Consider the following 16,900-nt stretch of genomic DNA (forward strand, 5'->3'; position numbering starts at 1 on the left):
TGCAAGCCTAGCGGCTAAAGCCAATATTGTCGTCAATCACCGCTGTGGGGCCGATGGGCACGCGTCCAGGCTGGGTGAGGGGCAGCTTGCGAAAGATAATCTTCTCTTTCCAAACTTTGCGCAAAAAATCCTCAAACACCCGGATGGTGAGTTGTTCCCCCGGACACCGGCGATAGCTGAACCCAAATGGGGCGAAGCCGGCAAAATCACATACCGGACTGGGCTGTCCGTCCGCCACGCCGAATACCGTGCCGAAACCGCTGTTGGTAATGCTCACCTTGCGCCCGTCTTTAACCTCGAAGGAGGTCATGTCGAACGGACAGCGCGCCAGTCCTACCTGCCGGCATTTTTCCTCGTCGATGTCGGCACTGGTGGGAACCTCGCGGTAACGATCGGGATCGAACGTATCAGGCTCTTTCCACAGCTCTCGGCTGAAGCTGGTGGCGGTATGCGGCGTAATCAGATAGCTGTGGCGTTCAAAGGAAAGGCCAAGGCTGCGATGGGGCGATTCGCCATAAGCGGAATCGCGGGCGTCGCGGATGGCTGAAATACTGCCGCTGTTGGGAGAGATGGTGCGGAACAACTCCATAACGAACAATTCCAGCGGAGTATAAGGCGCGCCGTTGGCATGGTCGAAGTCCCCGCTCATGGTTTTTTGGAAACTGCTCCGAACCGCCTTGTCGCCGTCATTTTCACTTAAGCGCGACATTATGCCGTACAGGGAATTTCCCCATTGGCTCAGGGCGACAAAGTTGTGGAAACACTCGAAAATGATATCCTTTTTACTGAAATGCGTACCGTCGCCGGCATTTTTCAGCCAATACCATGCCAGGGTTTTTTCGGGATTGGCAATGCGGCCATTGGCAATATCCTCCACCCGTTCATCGATCCAGGTCCTCAGGAAATCCAGCCGTTTACGTACCGCCATGTAGTTTTCATAAACGATGGGTTGCAGCGGATTGCGATAGGCCAGCACCGTATTGAATGCTTCACCGATTTCACGCACCTCGGCGGGAATGGCATTTCCTTTTACGCCCACATGCAAATCCCAATAGAGATCGAAGTAGTAGTCCAGGTAATGGCGCATAAAAGGGATGTCGGCAAATTTCGGATCCATCAGCTCATCAAAGAAAGCGCTCACCTTCTCGCTATACATCGGTTTGTAAAGGTCCGTTGTCATCGCGGAAAAGTAAATTCGTTTACGCAGATTATTTTCACCACGGTTCTCCAATCCCTGTAAAAATACCGTACTGCCTTCTTCCGGCGTCGGTTGCCACTCTGAATAAATGAGGCCCCAAAGATCTTGGGGCAAGGCATTTTCTTTGCTCAGTATAAGATCTATTAATGGCAGCTTCGGTCTTTCCCCTTCGTAAAAGCTGCTGAGGAAATACGGGACTACAACATTCTCCACATAGGCCCGATCGAAATTGACCGGGATCGTTGCGCGAAAACGCGCCAGCGCCGTGGCAATTTCATCCGGCAACGCCGTAATCCCCCCGGAAGGGGGACTTTCGGCGGCGACCGCTCGGGCTGCCGATGTTCCCGCGGTGAGACCTAATGCAGCGGCACCTGTTAAAAATGTACGTCTCTTCATATTGGCGCTCCTCATAAAACAAAAAAAATTCTGTTTGATTCAGTACCAGGTGGTAGGAAGTGTTATAAAAAAGAGTTTCCCATGGGTTAAGCGAATTAAAATAACTCATTAGCCGCATTGGATGATTTATTCAAAGCGGTCTTATTAATATTTGGATATATAGGTGGTCATTATGCAAAAGCGCCGGCCGTAACCGGTATCAATTGACTTTATACATTACCTTTTATTAAATCAATGGCAAGGAGGGTAAAGGGTAGAATGATTTTCTGTGCTGTATATCAGTTCTCTCTATATTGATATTAATGTCACGACAAAAAAGAGGCTTGATTCATAAATTATTTGCAGTTCATTAGCATTAAATATCAAATAGACTTATATTCTTTTTTCAAAGGCATTTTATTTCTCATAAATCTGCTTTACGCTTTGGATTCCCCCGTTATAGCGCAACGGAAATAAACAGCGCATTTGCGACCCGGCTCGCTAAGATATTGGCATTAAAACATCAGCACACCTTATACCGTAAGCGCCGGCTTTACTTATCGTTCCCCGCATATCATTATTGCTATCGGATAATGTTCTCGACAATTAATGAGTGATTATGCACTGGAAATGTAAAGCGTGGGCATTGCTGGCCGGGTTCTATGCCGTTACCGGTTTTGCGTCGCAGGAAGAACAGATCAAAACCGACTGCGGCAAGATAGACGGCTATGGGCAGGCGGGAACGGCGGCCTACCGGCAGGGAGATATGGCCCGCGCCGTTGAAGAGTTTACCGCCCAGGCTGCCTGGGGGGAATTTTGCCGCCTGCCGGCGCCGGCGCTTGCCACCGCTTATAATAATACCGCGCTGGCCTTGTTTCGATCCGGTGAACCCTTGAAAGCCAACGCCTGGCTTTCACTGGCGCCGGACGATCCTAAAAGCCGGGTGAATCTGGCGCTGCTCCAACCGATATTGGCGCGGCTTGCTCCCGCGCTGGCGGCCACGCCGATGGGGAATTACTGGCGTTATGCCGGTCAGGGCGTGTGGAGCGTGCTGTCGGTCGTGCCCGCGGACGGCAATGCCTGGAAAATCACCTTTAACGGATATTATATGCCCGGCATGGGGATGTATTATGGTCCGAACATGGGTTCTTTTTCGGTGGTAGAGCCCATTAGCGATGGCAAGGCTACCTATAGCCAGGACGCCGCTGACAGCGGTTCGGCCTGCCAGGTGAATATGACCTTTTCCCCAGGCGACGTGCAGCTTGATACGGTCTCTGGGGATTGCGGCTTCGGTATGAACGTCCGGGCCGACGGCAGGTTTTTGCGGGTTTCGCTCTATTGATAGCGCGGCGTTGGCGCGGCATAACAATTGTGTTACTTTTCTAATTATAAAAAAAACGATCTTCCTCTTTATCCCTCCTGTTTTTTTCACAGCCCGCCCGGCCCGCGGCGGTTAAGTCATGGAGTGTGTTATGCCTATTGCCCTATTGGCCCTGGCCCTGAGCGCCTTTGCCATTGGAACCACCGAATTCGTTATCATGGGGTTACTGCCGCAGGTGGCGGCGGATCTCAAGGTGTCGCTGCCGGATGCCGGCTGGCTGATTAGCGGCTACGCCCTCGGGGTGGCCGTGGGCGCGCCGATCATGGCGGTGCTTACCGCACGCTTGCCGCGCAAAAGCTGTCTGGCGTTGTTGATGGTGATCTTTGTGGTGGGTAATGCCTTGTGCGCCTGGGCCTATGGTTATGGCTTGCTGATGTTTGCCCGGGTAGTGACGGCGCTGTGTCACGGCGCGTTTTTTGGTATCGGGTCGGTGGTGGCCGCCGGGCTGGTGGCGCCGAATCGCCGGGCTTCGGCGGTGGCGCTGATGTTTACCGGCTTAACGCTGGCCAATGTGCTCGGGGTGCCCATCGGCACCTGGCTGGGGCAGCTTTACGGCTGGCGGGCCACCTTCTGGTGCGTGTCGGCGCTCGGCGTGGCGGCCTTTATCGCGTTGCTGGCAAGCCTGCCGTCACAGCGAAATGCGGAGTCCCCGGATCTGGCCAGGGAGTTCGCCGCCCTGCGCAACGGCAGCCTGCTGCTGTCGCTGCTGATGACGGTCTGTTTTGCCGCGGCGATGTTCACCTTATTCAGTTACATTGCGCCGCTGCTGCTGCAGGTTACCGGCGTGGGCAATCGCGGCGTCAGCTGGACGCTGTTTTTGATCGGCGCAGGCCTGACTCTGGGGAATTTTATCGGCGGCCGACTGGCCGACTGGCGGCTTTCCGCCAGCCTGCTGCTGAGCTTTTCGTTTATTGCGGTCTTTTCGCTGCTGTTCAGTTGGACCAGTCATCAGCTTCTGCCGGCGGAAATTACCCTGTTTTTATGGGCGTTGGCCACCTTCAGCACCGTGCCGGCATTGCAAATCAACGTTGTGACCCACGGCGATGATGCGCCCAATCTGGTGTCGACCCTGAATATCTCGGCGTTTAATATCGGTAATGCGCTGGGAGCCTGGGCCGGCGGCAAGGTTATTGCCATTGGTTTTGGTCTGACCCGGGTGCCCATGGCCGCCTGTGCGTTGGCGCTGATAGGGCTGGCGGTCTGCCTGGTCACTTTCCGTCGTCCGCCGCGCCGCCCGGCGGTGGCATAATATTTCGCGCCGGCTTATTAATTACTGCCGGTGGCCTGCGCCAGCCTGGCCGGAATGCTATCGGCAAGCGCCTGCAAATGGTGGATGAACTGCGTCGCCAGCGAGGAGGCCGGCCGATGCAGCGGCCTGACCAAGCTCACGGTGAAAGGCACGCCGATGCTGAAGGGCTTGATCACTACCCCGCTGGCGGCGTAGTCCAGGGCGGTGAGGGGATTGACAATGGAGATGCCCACACCGGCACGCACCATGGCGCATACCGATGCGGCGCTGTGCGTTTCCAGCACCAGTCGGCGGGTTATCTCCCGCTGTTCGAACAGCCGGTCCAGCAGTTGGCGATAGCCGTCGGTGACGGAGAGGCTGATAAAGGGCAGGTGGTGAAAATCTTCCGGCGTCAGGACGTCTTTTACGCTCAGGGGATGTCCCGCCGGCAGTACGCAAACCTCGTTCAGTGTCATCAGGGTTTGCCGTTCGGTACCGGCGGGAGTGAAGGTGTTTTCCGTCAGGCCGAGGTCATGGCGCTGGGCGGAAAGCCATTCATCCAGCAACGGCGACTCCTGCGGGACGACGCTCAGGCTCGCCTCCGGGTAGCGCTGGAAAAAGGTCCGGCACGCTTCAGGCAGCAGGGACTGGGAAAATACCGGCAGGCAGGCCACCGAAAGCTGGGTTTGCCGGTATTGCCGGATAGCCTGGGCCGCCCCGAGAATCCGATCCAGCCCATAGTAGGAACGCTGCACCTCTTCAAACAGTCGCAACCCTTCGCCGGTGGGTTTCAGCCGGCCCTTGGTCCGCTCAAACAGGGTTAACTGCAGCAAATGCTCAAAGCGCGCCAGCTCACGGCTTACGGTGGGCTGCGAGGTGTGCAGCAGCGCCGCGGCGGCGGTGAGGTTACCGGTGGTCATTACCGCATGAAAAATATCGATATGGCGCAAGGTGATGGCGGCCATGCAGTCGCTCCGGAAGTGCAAAGCCATATCATAAATGAATAGCTTTGCCCTATATAGATATTTTATCACCCGGGCGAGGATCACGGATAATAGCCGGCGGTGGAACGTCCCGGTAATCAGGTCAAGAACGAGGAAACCATGCCCCATAGCCTTTATGAAAACGCCGGCGCCTTGAACGCGAATAATCTCCGTTCCCTGGCGCAACGCTTCGGCGGCCCGGTTTGGGTATATGAAGCGGAAATTATCATCCAGCGCATTCGTCAGCTGCGACAATTCGATGTTATCCGTTTCGCGCAAAAAGCCTGTTCCAATACGCATATATTGCGTCTGATGCGGGAGCACGGGGTGAAAGTGGATTCGGTTTCCCTGGGGGAGATCGAACGCGCCTTGCTGGCGGGCTTCACACCGGGACAGTCGCCGAGCGAGATCGTGTTCACCGCGGATGTGTTCGACGAGCCGACCTTGCAGCGGGTGGCGGAACTGGGGATACCTGTGAACGCCGGCTCGGTGGATATGCTGACGCAGCTGGGCGAGCGCTCACCGGGGCACGGGGTCTGGCTGCGGATAAATCCGGGTTTCGGCCATGGCCACAGCCAGAAAACCAATACCGGCGGCGAAAACAGTAAACACGGCATTTGGCACGGGGATTTGCCGCGGGCTTTCGCCGAGATCCGGCGCTATGGACTGAAGCTGATTGGTTTTCATATGCATATCGGCTCCGGGGTGGATTACGATCATTTGCAGCAGGTGTGCGAGGCCATGGTGGAAGCCGTTATCGCCTCCGGTCAGGATTTGCACGCCATTTCCGCCGGCGGCGGTTTATCCGTACCCTACCGGTTCGGCGAGGAGGCCATCAATACCGAGCACTATTTTGGCCTGTGGGATGCCGCGCGCCGGAAAATAAGCCGCCATCTGGGACATCCGGTGACGCTGGAAATTGAACCGGGCCGTTTTTTGGTGGCGGAAGCCGGCGTGCTGGTGTCTCAGGTTCGGGCGGTGAAAGAGATGGGCAGCCGCCATTTCGTGCTGGTGGACGCCGGATTCAACGATCTGATGCGCCCGGCCATGTACGGCAGCTATCACCATATTTCGCTGATCCCCGCCGACGGCCGTCCGCCCGTGGAGCAGGGCGACCGTGCCACGGTGGTGGCCGGTCCGTTATGCGAATCCGGCGACGTCTTCACGCAGCTGGCCGGCGGCGGCGTGGAACCGCGCATGCTGCCCGAGGCGCGGGTGGGGGATTATCTGGTGTTCCATGACACCGGCGCTTACGGCGCGTCCATGTCGTCAAACTACAACAGCCGGCCGTTATTGCCGGAGGTGTTATATGAACAAGGACACCCGCGCCTTATTCGTCGGCGCCAAACGCTGGACGAACTGCTGGCGCTGGAACAGGTGCCGGAAGATCTCCCTCCGGCCTAATCGTTAGCCCGCGCCGGAGCGAGTAACGGAAGCGCCCTGCGGCGTAACCGCTGCTACCCGGCGGGCGGGGATAGCGCCAGGCGGATGGCGCCGTCCGCCAGGCTTGCGACGCTGATTTGCCGCCAGCTTTGGATAATGCCTTCGACAGCGCCATAACAGGCCTGCTCGCCTCCCACCTGCACCGCCCGGCAACCGGCGGCCAGCGCGCTGGCTATACCGGCGGGCGCGTCTTCGAATACCAGGCAATCCCCGGGATCGATGCCCAGCCGCCGCGCCGCCAGGAGGTAAGGCTCCGCGTCGGGCTTGCCCAGCACCACATCCTGAGAACCTATCAGTATCGCGGGAACGCGCAATCCGCAGGCGGCCAGTTTATGCAACGCCACCCGCCGGCTGGCGGAAGTCACCACCGCCCAGGGCAGGGGGCCGATATCCCGCAAAAAGCCGGCCGCTCCCGGTAGCGCCGAGACGCCGGCGAAATGGCTGATTTCCAGCTCGTCCAGCAGCGCGATGTGCCGCTCCAAGTCCAGATGGGGCGCCACCTGCCGGATGATATCCCGCGAGCGTACCCCGTGACAGATAGCGAGCACCCGCTCCGGCGGAATACCGTTGTCCCTGCACCACTGGGTCCAGATAAGTTCCACATTGTGGGTGGATTCCACCAGCGTGCCGTCCATGTCCAACAATACCGCTTTTGCCTCAATGGAGATCATAACGTTTCACCTTGTTGTGGGCTTCTTGCCGGTACCACTACAACAGGCGCACGGCGGCTTGTATAATCAAATAAAGTTCACCGGTGATAGAGGATTGGAATGGAGATTCGGCAACTGCGGGCCTTTGTCGCTCTGGCGGAGCGTTTGAATTATCGTGAAGCCGCCGCAAGATTATGTCTGACCCAGCCGACGCTAACCAAACAAATCAAGATGCTGGAGGCGGAAGCGGGTTTGCAGCTGTTTCGGCGCGATAATCAGGGGACCCGGCTGAGCCGCCAAGGGCAGTTGCTCTATGAGGACGCCAAACAGCTGGTGGAGCGGTTCAGCGCTTTCAAAACCCGCTGCAGACAGCTCGGCAGCGGCCGGGACGCATCGCTATCCATCGGATTTATCGGCTCCGCCACCAGCATCATGCCTGACATCATCACCCGTTTTAGCCAGCTTAATCCGGATATCGTTATTCAATTGCAAGACCTCTCCTCGCCCCGGCAACAGCAATTGATTTTGTCGGGACAGCTGCAGGCCGGTTTTATGCGCCTGCCGGTGGGAGCGCCGTTAACCTTCGAACGGACCGGGCATGATTGCCTGTGCCTGATCTTTCATAAAAATCTCAGCCCCGAACCGGAGGGGATCGGTCGTTTGCTTAACGTCACCACCCTATATGTGCTGGATGCTGAAAACTGTCCCGGTTCCGCGCGGCAAATCGATAGTTTCATCAGCGCCGGAGGCCTTAGCCGGCGGCGGCTGCAGGCGATTAAAGATGCCCGCACCATCATGACCCTGGTGGAATCGCAAATGGGTGTCGCGATACTGCCCCGCAGCGCCATGACGTCCCGTCATCCGGAAGTGCGATGCCAGCGCCTGTCCGGCGCCTATGCCGACTGGGATGTGGGGCTGGTTTGGAACGAAAATATTCCCGATCCCCACCGCGATGTGTTTATCCGCGAAGTGGTCAAGCTCACCGCCGCGGCGGGTAAGCCTTGATGCCTGCGGATATTGCTTTCCTGGCGGACTGTCCCTGGCATAAGGAACTGGTGACGGACTGGTTATGGCAGGCCTTCGGCGATGGCGCCGGCCGCGAATTTTACGCCGCGATAGTTGAAAATGGTCTGCGGCGGCAGGGCTTGCCCATTACCTTTATCGCCCTGGAGCAGGGACGGCCGGTGGGAACCGTGGGCCTGTGGCGCAGCGACCTTTTGAGCCGGCAGGATTTGACGCCCTGGCTGGCGGCGCTTTATATCGATGAGGCGCACCGGGGCAGGGGATTGGGCCGGCAACTGCTGGAATTTGTCACGACGTTCAGCCGCCGGGCGGGTTTCCATCGCCTCTATCTTTACGCCGCCTTTACCGGCTATTACGAACGTTTCGGCTGGTTATACCTGGGGGAAGGGGTGGAATACCCCCGCAAGCGGGTTTATCTTTATAGCTATCAGGGAAGGAGCTCATGATGCTTCCGACGGCGGCGGCGCGACAGAATGGCGTCTTACCAGCGTCGGACTGAAGGTATTGGTCACCTCCGGCAACGGATCGCCGTTGGCCAGCGCCAGCGCCAGCTGCGCCGCCTGGGTAGCCATCGCCACCACCGGATAGCGTATGGTGGTCAGGCGGGGGCGCAGGTAGCGCGATATCAGGACATCGTCAAAACCCACCAGCGAGATCTGTTCCGGCACATCGATACCATTGTCGCTTAACACCGCCAGCGCGCCGGCGGCCATGGAATCGTTATAGCAGGCGATGGCGGTAAAATGCCGGCCGCGCCCCAATAAATCGGTAATGGCTTGCTCGCCCCCCACTTCATCCGGCTCGCCGTAGGCAATGAGCTTCTCGTCGATGTCGATCTGATGATCCGTCAAAGCGTCCAGATAACCCTGCAGGCGATCCGTGCTGTCGGATATCGGATGGCTTGAACAGATAAAAGCGATGCGCCGGTGGCCCTGCTGAATCAAATGCCGGGTGGCCAGCCAGGCGCCATACCGGTCGTCCAGCGCCACGCAGCGGTGGACATAATCCGGCAATATGCGATTAATCAGCACCATCCCGGGAATATGCGCCATCAGCGCGCTGAGTTCCGCCTCTGGTATCATCTGGGCGTGCACCACCAGCGCAGCGCAGCGGTGCCGTATCAGCTGCTCGATGGCCTGACGCTCTTTGTCGATGATATGATAGCCGTTGCCGATCAATAAAAAATTGCCGGTGCGGTACGCAACCTGTTCCACCGCCTTGACCATCGCGCCAAAAAAAGGATCGGAGACATCCGCCACAATCAACCCCAGGGTTTCCGTCGACTGTTGCGCCAGTGCGCGCGCATTGGCATTCGGATGGTATTGTAGCTCTTCCATGGCGCCGAGCACCGCCTGACGCGAACTATCACTGGCTTTTGGCGAATTATTGATAACCCGCGAAACGGTGGCGACGGATACGCCCGCCAGTTTCGCTACGTCCTTAATGGTGGCCATATCGCTTACAGGCTCTCAAAGAAAAAATCGTTTACCCGTTAAGTTTTACGGAAAAGGCCCGACGATGCAAGGCGTTAGCGCACAGGTTGAGCAAACAGTTCACAAATAGGATTATCGGCAACGCCGGAATGCCGTTGTTCCCGGTTTCCTTTCCCTCTTCATCACGCCAAGGCCCGCGCCAAACCGGCGCCGCGGCTTTAAACCGGCTGTGGATATAATCCTGGGGTAAATTTTACAGTTGGTTTCATTTCGAGCAGCAATCTTTCGATTGAGCGGTAGTTTATTCATATCACCCCCATTAGAGTAGGTATTCCCAGAGGTATTGATTGGTGAGAAATCAGCATACCTTGTATGCTGAGACCATTTCAGTTGCACCAACCTACGCGGATGCGTAGGTTTTTTTTTGTCTGTCGTTTACCTCCGGATTTTCCTCGGACCTATCGAGTTTGCGGTATTGATCGCGTCTTTCACCGGCTTTTCCTGAAGTCGGTTGCGCAGGTTCCCTGTTTTAAGGCAAGTTATTCAAAGGCGAATCTTTTTCAGCTCATGCCGAATTCCTGCTTTCCAAGGAGATCCAACCGATGCCTGCCGTGAATCAATATGATCAGCCCCTGGGTGACGCCCTGCCTGACTGGCAACCCAGGGAACGCCCTGAAAAACGGATACTGACCGGCCGCTTTTGTCGTCTGGAGCCGTTGTCCCTCAAGCATAGCGCCGCGCTGTTCAATGCCTGGCACAGCATCAACGATGAGCGTGACTGGACCTATTTTTCCATCGCGCGCCCGGCCACACAGTCGGCGTGCGATACCCTGATAGCCGGCAATGCGGCTTCCGGCGACCCGATGCATTACGCGGTGATTGATTTGACCACCGGCCTGGCGGTGGGTACGGTGGCGCTGATGCGCATCGACCCGGCCAACGGAGTGCTGGAGATTGGCTGGGTCAACTGGTCGCCGCTGATGAAACGCTCGGTATGCGGTACCGAAGCACTGTTCCTGCTGCTGAATTATACCTTCGATACCCTGGGCTACCGGCGTTGCGAATGGAAATGCCACAGCCTGAACCAGGCCTCCGCGCTGGCGGCCAAACGCCTGGGCTTCCAGTACGAAGGAACCTTTCGCCAGGCGGTGGTCAATAAAGGCCATAATCGCGATACCTGCTGGTATTCCATTATCGATAAAGAGTGGCCGGCCATCAGCCGGGCGCTGCAGGGTTGGCTGCGGGCGGATAATTTCACCGCCGTGGGGGGACAAAAGCGGCGGCTGGGAGATTTTATGGCCGCCAGGAGCGGGTCGTAGCCGTTGGCGTACGCGGGCAATCGGTTGTGTGCCATGTGTTCCCCGGCGCCGTTATCACTATGCCGTTGATTAAAAGGCCTCTTAACCTGCTAATATAAACTTTACCTGATTCTGCTTGCGGGAAGCCGGCTTAGGGCGCTCTTATGCCAGCCACACTATTCAATGACAAGGAGACGGCATGCTTTTTTCCCTGCTGCGACATTTTTTCCGGCTGCTTTACCGGGTGGAGATCATCGGCGATACGCAGGTGCTGGAACAGCCCGGGGTAATGATTACCCCTAACCATGTGTCCTTTCTCGACGGCATACTGCTGGCCGTTTTTTTGCCGGTAAAACCGGTATTCGCTATTTATGCCGATATCACCGACGCCTGGTTTATGCCCGTGATCAGGCGTTATGTGGATGTCCTGCCGCTGGATCCCACCAAGCCGCTAAGCATTAAAAAACTCATCAAATACGTCGGTCACGGCCGGCCGGTAGTGGTATTTCCGGAAGGACGGATTTCGGTTACCGGCTCACTGATGAAAATCTATGACGGCGCCGCTTTTGTCGCCTCACGCTCCGGCGCCACCGTGGTGCCCGTCTGGCTGGACGGGCCGGAGCTGACGCCCTTTAGCCGCATGGGCGGCATCATCAAGCGGCACTGGTTCCCCAAAATTACCATCCACGTTCGGGCTCCCACTAAGCTACCCATGCCGGAAGCCCCGCGGGCACGGGATCGACGCCGTATCGCCGGTGAAAATCTGCATCGGATCATGATGGAGGCGCGGATGGCGTCCCGCCCGCATCCCACTCTGTACCGGGCGCTGCTGGCGGCGGCATGGCGCTATGGCGCCGGCAAACTCTGTATTGAGGATATCGCCTTCAAAGCGGACAGCTATCGCGGGTTGTTGAAAAAAATCTTCGGCGTCAGCCGCATACTCGAACGTTTGAGCGCGCCGGGGGAGCCCCTGGGGTTATTGCTGCCCAATGCCGCCATTACCGCGGCGGTTATTCTCGGCGCCAGCCTGCGCGGACGCGTCCCGGCCATGCTTAACTACACCGCCGGCGCCAGCGGCCTGAACAATGCCGTGAAAGCCGCGCAATTGAAAACCATCGTCAGTTCGCGCCAGTTTCTGGACAAAGCGAAATTGACCGCCTTGCCGGGGCAGGTGACCGGCGTGCGCTGGGTCTATCTGGAAGATCTGAAAGACAGCCTGGACCTGCGGGATAAGCTTTGGATTCTCTTCCATTTATTGGCGCCTTATCATGCCGAAGCGCCGCAACAGGCTCATGGCGATGCGCTCATTCTGTTCACATCGGGCTCAGAGGGTACGCCCAAAGGCGTAGTGCATTCCCACGACAGCATCCTGGCGAATATAGAACAAATCCGCTCGGTGGCGGATTTTACCCCCCGGGACAAGTTTTTATCGGCGCTGCCGCTGTTTCATGCCTTCGGCCTGACGGTGGGATTGTTTACCCCTTTGCTGACCGGCGCCAGGGTGCTGCTTTACCCCAGTCCGTTACACTATCGGGTGATACCTGAACTGGTGTATGACCAGAATTGTACCGTACTGTTCGGTACGTCGACGTTTCTGGCCCAGTATGGCCGCCTGGCCCACCAGTATGATTTCGCCCGGGTGCGTTATATCGTCGCCGGGGCGGAAAAACTGGCGGAAAACACAAGGCAGCTGTGGCTGGATAAATTCGGCATCCGTATCCTGGAAGGCTATGGCGTGACGGAATGTGCGCCGGTTGTGTCCATCAATGTCCCATTGGCGGCAAAACCGCATACCGTCGGCCAAATCCTGCCGGGTATGACCGCGCGCATCATCCCCGTGCCGGGTATTGAACAGGGCGGGCAGCTGCAATTGCGCGGACCGAATATCATGAACGGCTATCTTCGGGTGGAGCATCCGGGGGTATTGGAGACGCCGGCCGCTGAAAACGCGGACGGACGGCGGGAGGAGGGGTGGTATGATACCGGGGATATCGTCTTTATCGACAGCCAGGGGTTCTGCACCATCCAAGGCCGTGTCAAGCGCTTTGCCAAGCTGGCGGGAGAAATGGTTTCTCTGGAGAGCATCGAAGGGCTGGCGGCACGCGTTTCGCCGGATGCCCACCATGGCGCGGCGGCGAAAACCGATCGCGTGAAAGGAGAATCACTGGTGCTGTTTACCACCGATACGGCGTTAACCCGCGATATGCTGCTACAGCAGGCGCGTAAAGACGGCATGGCTGAGATTGCCGTACCGCGCGATATCCGCCCTGTCAAGGAAATACCTTTGCTGGGCAGCGGCAAGCCCGATTTTGCCGCGTTGAAAAAGATGGCGGAAACCCCGGAGACCCAGGCATGAGCCAATCGGCGGTATTATCCGATCGCCTGCTGTCACGGCCCATGATAGCGGTGATCAGCGCGCAGTTTTTTTCCGCATTCGGCGATAATGCCCTGCTGTTCGCCACCTTGGCGCTTATCAAGCAGCAGCACTATCCCGCCTGGAGCCAACCGGTATTGCAGATGCTGTTTGTCGCCGCCTATATCTTCCTGGCGCCCTTTGTCGGCAAATTTGCCGATAACTTCCCCAAGGGCCGGGTATTGATGGCGGCCAACGGCCTGAAGCTGGCAGGGGCGTTATTGATTTGCGCCGGTCTCAATCCTTTTTTCGGCTATTGCCTGGTGGGAGTCGGGGCGGCCGCCTACTCCCCCGCCAAGTACGGTATCCTGGGTGAACTCACCCAGGGCGGTCTGCTGGTAAAGGCCAATGGTTTAATCGAAGCGTCCACCATTGCCGCCATTCTTATCGGTTCGGTGGCCGGCGGGTTACTGGCGGACTGGCATGTGCTCGCGGCGCTGTCCGTGTGTGCCGTGACCTATGGCGTGGCGGTGGTGGCTAATCTCTTTATCCCGCGGCTGGTTCCGGCGCGCTCCGGCGGTTCCTGGCATCCCGTCCGGATGTTAGGCGCCTTCACCGCCGCCTGCCGCAGCCTTTGGCAGGATGGCGAAACGCGTTTTTCCATTATCGGCACCAGCCTGTTCTGGGGAGCCGGCGTGACGCTGCGTTTTCTGCTGGTGCTCTGGGTGCCGGTGGCGCTGGGCATCAACGATAACGCCACCCCAACCATGCTTAATGCCATGGTGGCGGTAGGCATCGTGTTCGGCGCCGCGGCGGCGGCGAAACTCATCAGCCTGGAAACGGTACGGCGCTGCATGCCGGCGGGTGTCATCATGGGAGGAGTGGTGGTGGCCCTGAGTTTGCAGCACCACCTGATGCCATCCTACCTGCTGCTGGCATTCATCGGTATCCTGGGCGGCTTTTTTATCGTGCCGCTCAATGCCTTGCTGCAGCATCGCGGCAAACAGAGCGTGGGGGCGGGCAATGCCATCGCCGTACAGAATTTCGGCGAGAATACCGCCATGCTGCTGATGCTGGGGCTTTATTCGCTGGTGGTGAAACTGAATGTTCCTGCGGTGGTGGTCGGTATGGGTTTTGGCCTGCTGTTTTCGGCGGCGATAGCGACGCTGTGGTTTGCGACCCGAGCCGGTAAAAGCACCCGTACCGGCGGCTTCAAGTGATAAGAAAGCCGCCGGACCTTGGGATTAGGGTGCGGGAAAGGTAAAGCGCTGATGGATTTCTTCCAAGGCGTCGATGATTTCGTCATCCAGCCGCAGCGTCAGGCTGGCCAGATTGCTTTTTAACTGATCCAGTGTGGTGGCGCCCAGCAGGGTAGATGCCACAAAGGGCTGCCGGCGTACAAACGCCAGGGCCATTTGCGCCGGGTCCAGGCCAAAACGTCCCGCCAGGGCGACATACTCGGCGATCGCCCGCTGGGTGTGCGGCGAGCTATAGCGAGTGAACCGGCTGAACAGGGTATTGCGCGCGCCGGCGGGCTTTGCGCCGTTGAGGTACTTGCCGGTCAGGGTGCCGAACGCCAGGCTGGAATAAGCCAGCAGTTCCAGCCCTTCAAACTGGCTGATTTCCGCCATGCCGACTTCGAAACTGCGATTGAGCAGGCTATAGGGATTCTGCACCGTAACAATGCGCGGAAGATCGTGTTTTTCCGCCAACTGGAGATAACGCATGGCGCCCCATGGGGTCTCGTTGGAAATACCCAAATAGCGGATTTTACCGGCCCGCACCTGCTCGTTCAGCGCTTCCAGGGTTTCCAGTATGGTCACCGCCAGCTTTTCATCGGTGTAGCGGTAATTCAGTTGGCCGAAACAGTTGGTGGCCCGCTGCGGCCAGTGCACCTGGTAAAGATCCACATAATCGGTTTGCAGCCGCTGCAGGCTGTCGTCCAGCGCCTTGCGGATGTTTTTGCGATCGAGAATCTGCTGTGGCCGGATTGATGCGTCATTGCCCCGTGACGGGCCGGTGACTTTGGTGGCCAGGATGATTTTTTCCCGCTGGCCGTGTCTGTGCAGCCAGTTACCGATATAAGTCTCCGTCAGTCCCTGGGTTTCAGGCCGGGGCGGGACCGGATACATTTCAGCCGTGTCGATCAGGTTGACGCCTGCTGCGACGGCATGATCCAGCTGCTCATGGGCCTGGGCCTCCGTGTTTTGTTCACCAAAAGTCATGGTGCCCAATCCCAGAACGCTGACTTCAAGAGAACTGTGGGGGATACGGTGATAATACATTGAGGCTGGTTCCTTAGTGTCTGAAAAGAGCGGGCGTTGATCTTCCTCCGATGTAATCGACTATAACCAAGCCAGGCCGCGGGGAAAAGCAAAAACGGCCCGGCCAATGGGTATTCATCGCCAGGGAGGAATCAACGTTCGATCATTTGCGACACGTCATTACCGTTGATTTGCATTTCATTGCCCTGCTCATCGGTATAACTTATCATCCCGGTGGATTTATCCACTTCGGGTTTTCCCTTGGTCAGAATCATCCGACCGTCTTTGGTGGCCATAACATAATCACTTGCACATCCCGACAGTAAACCCGTCAGGAGAATAGCCGAACAGATCATGATGCTTTTTTTCATTGTGATTTTCCGTCCATTGAGCGTTGGGATAGGCAATAAGTTTAGCAAAACACCAGGCTGCTATGCCTTTGCCAGGCTTTTTTAAGACTGCTTTTCAGACAAAAGAAAAGCTGTTCAATGGGCCCGGTACCCCATAAGAACTCCATCATCCCTCAAGATCCGAGCCGGAGCGCCCGGCCTGATCGGTTTTTTTGCTTCTGGCGAGATTCAGCGCTTCCACCGCCATCGAAAAGAACATGGCGAAATAAATGTATCCCTTGGGCACATGAACATCAACGCTTTCCAAAATCAGCGTGAAGCCTATTAAAATCAGAAACGACAGGGCCAGCATCTTCACGGAAGGGTGCCTGGCGACAAACTCGCCGATGGGCCGGGCGGCATACAGCATTACCCCCACGGAGATCACCACCGCCAGCATCATGATGAACAGATGATTGGACAAACCCACCGCGGTTATCACCGAATCCAGGCTGAAGATGATATCCAGCAGCATAATCTGCACGATGGCGCCGGTAAAGGAGCTGACGCGGCTGTTTTGCGCCTCTTCGCTCCCTTCCAGCGACTGGTGGATTTCCTTGCTGGATTTCCAAATCAGGAACAACCCGCCGAGCATGAGAATCAAATCCCGCAGGGAGATGGCGTTGCCCAGAACGGTGAACAGGGGAAACGTTAAACGGATCACCCAGGAAATAGATGCCAGCAGACATAACCGCATCACCATGGCGCCGAACAGCCCCATGCCGCGAGCTTTGCCTTGCTGGGCAGGGGGAAGCTTGGCGACTACCAGAGAAAGGAAAATGATATTGTCGATACCAAGGACGATTTCCAAGATAGTCAGGGTGCCCAGCGCCAGCCACGCGTTGGGGTCCAGGATCCAATCAAACATAAAGAGTTAACAAC

At 57.3% G+C, this 16,900-nt stretch carries 15 protein-coding genes; 8 read left to right on the forward strand and 7 right to left on the reverse strand.

Annotated elements, in window-relative coordinates:
- Positions 1–7: 7 nt before the first annotated feature.
- Positions 8–1,594: a hypothetical protein gene (locus ACL2XO_RS06260; RefSeq protein ID WP_413742405.1), complete on the reverse strand. Its 1,587-nt coding sequence runs from the start codon at positions 1,592–1,594 to the stop codon at positions 8–10.
- A 598-nt stretch (positions 1,595–2,192) separates the two neighbouring features.
- Between ACL2XO_RS06260 and ACL2XO_RS06265 the strand changes: the two genes are divergently transcribed.
- A complete protein-coding gene (locus tag ACL2XO_RS06265; RefSeq protein ID WP_413742406.1) occupies positions 2,193–2,915 on the forward strand; it encodes a tetratricopeptide repeat protein in 723 nt (240 codons plus the stop codon).
- 130 nt (positions 2,916–3,045) lie between these two features.
- Positions 3,046–4,203, forward strand: coding sequence for an MFS transporter (locus ACL2XO_RS06270; protein WP_413726667.1), 1,158 nt, complete (start codon positions 3,046–3,048; stop codon positions 4,201–4,203).
- A 17-nt stretch (positions 4,204–4,220) separates the two neighbouring features.
- On the opposite strand, the gene ACL2XO_RS06275 is transcribed toward ACL2XO_RS06270, so the two are convergent.
- On the reverse strand, positions 4,221–5,147 hold the full coding sequence (locus tag ACL2XO_RS06275) for a LysR family transcriptional regulator (RefSeq protein ID WP_413742407.1): 927 nt from the start codon (positions 5,145–5,147) through the stop codon (positions 4,221–4,223).
- Between the two features lie 138 nt (positions 5,148–5,285).
- Here ACL2XO_RS06275 and lysA point away from each other — a divergent pair, with 138 nt between their 5' ends.
- Positions 5,286–6,569, forward strand: a complete 1,284-nt coding sequence (lysA, locus tag ACL2XO_RS06280; protein WP_413743042.1) for a diaminopimelate decarboxylase — start codon at positions 5,286–5,288, stop codon at positions 6,567–6,569.
- 53 nt (positions 6,570–6,622) lie between these two features.
- Here lysA and ACL2XO_RS06285 read toward each other — a convergent pair whose 3' ends face one another.
- On the reverse strand, positions 6,623–7,279 hold the full coding sequence (locus ACL2XO_RS06285) for an HAD-IA family hydrolase (protein ID WP_132923277.1): 657 nt from the start codon (positions 7,277–7,279) through the stop codon (positions 6,623–6,625).
- A gap of 99 nt (positions 7,280–7,378) precedes the next feature.
- Here ACL2XO_RS06285 and ACL2XO_RS06290 point away from each other — a divergent pair, with 99 nt between their 5' ends.
- Complete coding sequence (locus ACL2XO_RS06290; protein ID WP_413726669.1) at positions 7,379–8,263, forward strand: LysR family transcriptional regulator; 885 nt, start codon at positions 7,379–7,381, stop codon at positions 8,261–8,263.
- Positions 8,263–8,727, forward strand: coding sequence for a GNAT family N-acetyltransferase (locus ACL2XO_RS06295; protein WP_203522697.1), 465 nt, complete (start codon positions 8,263–8,265; stop codon positions 8,725–8,727). Before ACL2XO_RS06290 ends, ACL2XO_RS06295 begins: the two co-directional genes overlap by 1 nt.
- Here the strand turns inward: ACL2XO_RS06295 and galR are convergent.
- Entirely contained in the window at positions 8,722–9,735 is a 1,014-nt protein-coding gene (gene galR / locus ACL2XO_RS06300; RefSeq protein WP_132923274.1) for an HTH-type transcriptional regulator GalR, read from the reverse strand. The genes ACL2XO_RS06295 and galR overlap by 6 nt on opposite strands.
- A 581-nt stretch (positions 9,736–10,316) precedes the next feature.
- Between galR and ACL2XO_RS06305 the strand changes: the two genes are divergently transcribed.
- The 3 genes from ACL2XO_RS06305 to lplT all read left to right on the forward strand — a co-directional run bounded on the left by ACL2XO_RS06305 (position 10,317) and on the right by lplT (position 14,585).
- Positions 10,317–11,033, forward strand: coding sequence for a GNAT family N-acetyltransferase (locus ACL2XO_RS06305; protein ID WP_413726671.1), 717 nt, complete (start codon positions 10,317–10,319; stop codon positions 11,031–11,033).
- 178 nt (positions 11,034–11,211) lie between these two features.
- Positions 11,212–13,368, forward strand: coding sequence for a bifunctional acyl-ACP--phospholipid O-acyltransferase/long-chain-fatty-acid--ACP ligase (aas, locus tag ACL2XO_RS06310; protein ID WP_413742408.1), 2,157 nt, complete (start codon positions 11,212–11,214; stop codon positions 13,366–13,368).
- Positions 13,365–14,585, forward strand: a complete 1,221-nt coding sequence (lplT, locus tag ACL2XO_RS06315; protein WP_413742409.1) for a lysophospholipid transporter LplT — start codon at positions 13,365–13,367, stop codon at positions 14,583–14,585. The genes aas and lplT overlap by 4 nt, the downstream gene beginning before the upstream one ends.
- Before the next feature lie 24 nt (positions 14,586–14,609).
- Here the strand turns inward: lplT and ACL2XO_RS06320 are convergent, their stop codons facing one another.
- From ACL2XO_RS06320 to ACL2XO_RS06330, 3 genes are all read right to left on the reverse strand, one after another.
- The gene (locus ACL2XO_RS06320) at positions 14,610–15,650 is read right to left on the reverse strand and encodes an NADP(H)-dependent aldo-keto reductase (RefSeq protein ID WP_132923270.1); all 1,041 of its coding nucleotides are present in this window, start codon (positions 15,648–15,650) and stop codon (positions 14,610–14,612) included.
- Positions 15,651–15,781: 131 nt separating this feature from the next.
- Positions 15,782–16,000, reverse strand: coding sequence for a YgdI/YgdR family lipoprotein (locus ACL2XO_RS06325; protein ID WP_132923269.1), 219 nt, complete (start codon positions 15,998–16,000; stop codon positions 15,782–15,784).
- Between the two features lie 145 nt (positions 16,001–16,145).
- Positions 16,146–16,886, reverse strand: a complete 741-nt coding sequence (locus tag ACL2XO_RS06330; RefSeq protein ID WP_132923268.1) for a TerC family protein — start codon at positions 16,884–16,886, stop codon at positions 16,146–16,148.
- Between the last annotated feature and the right edge of the window lie 14 nt (positions 16,887–16,900).

Origin of the sequence: Sodalis sp. RH15 (assembly GCF_047324255.1) — a bacterium.
Classification (GTDB): domain Bacteria; phylum Pseudomonadota; class Gammaproteobacteria; order Enterobacterales; family Enterobacteriaceae; genus Acerihabitans; species Acerihabitans ligni.

Excerpts from the sequence above, each read along its gene's own strand:
- ACL2XO_RS06325 (WP_132923269.1), bottom strand. The coding sequence starts at position 16,000 with ATGAAAAAAAGCATCATGATCTGTTCGGCTATTCTCCTGACGGGTTTA.
- lysA (WP_413743042.1), top strand. The coding sequence starts at position 5,286 with ATGCCCCATAGCCTTTATGAAAACGCCGGCGCCTTGAACGCGAATAAT.
- ACL2XO_RS06285 (WP_132923277.1), bottom strand. The coding sequence starts at position 7,279 with ATGATCTCCATTGAGGCAAAAGCGGTATTGTTGGACATGGACGGCACG.
- ACL2XO_RS06260 (WP_413742405.1), bottom strand. The coding sequence starts at position 1,594 with ATGAAGAGACGTACATTTTTAACAGGTGCCGCTGCATTAGGTCTCACC.
- galR (WP_132923274.1), bottom strand. The coding sequence starts at position 9,735 with ATGGCCACCATTAAGGACGTAGCGAAACTGGCGGGCGTATCCGTCGCC.
- ACL2XO_RS06320 (WP_132923270.1), bottom strand. The coding sequence starts at position 15,650 with ATGTATTATCACCGTATCCCCCACAGTTCTCTTGAAGTCAGCGTTCTG.
- ACL2XO_RS06295 (WP_203522697.1), top strand. The coding sequence starts at position 8,263 with ATGCCTGCGGATATTGCTTTCCTGGCGGACTGTCCCTGGCATAAGGAA.
- ACL2XO_RS06330 (WP_132923268.1), bottom strand. The coding sequence starts at position 16,886 with ATGTTTGATTGGATCCTGGACCCCAACGCGTGGCTGGCGCTGGGCACC.
- aas (WP_413742408.1), top strand. The coding sequence starts at position 11,212 with ATGCTTTTTTCCCTGCTGCGACATTTTTTCCGGCTGCTTTACCGGGTG.
- ACL2XO_RS06275 (WP_413742407.1), bottom strand. The coding sequence starts at position 5,147 with ATGGCCGCCATCACCTTGCGCCATATCGATATTTTTCATGCGGTAATG.
- lplT (WP_413742409.1), top strand. The coding sequence starts at position 13,365 with ATGAGCCAATCGGCGGTATTATCCGATCGCCTGCTGTCACGGCCCATG.
- ACL2XO_RS06265 (WP_413742406.1), top strand. The coding sequence starts at position 2,193 with ATGCACTGGAAATGTAAAGCGTGGGCATTGCTGGCCGGGTTCTATGCC.
- ACL2XO_RS06270 (WP_413726667.1), top strand. The coding sequence starts at position 3,046 with ATGCCTATTGCCCTATTGGCCCTGGCCCTGAGCGCCTTTGCCATTGGA.
- ACL2XO_RS06290 (WP_413726669.1), top strand. The coding sequence starts at position 7,379 with ATGGAGATTCGGCAACTGCGGGCCTTTGTCGCTCTGGCGGAGCGTTTG.
- ACL2XO_RS06305 (WP_413726671.1), top strand. The coding sequence starts at position 10,317 with ATGCCTGCCGTGAATCAATATGATCAGCCCCTGGGTGACGCCCTGCCT.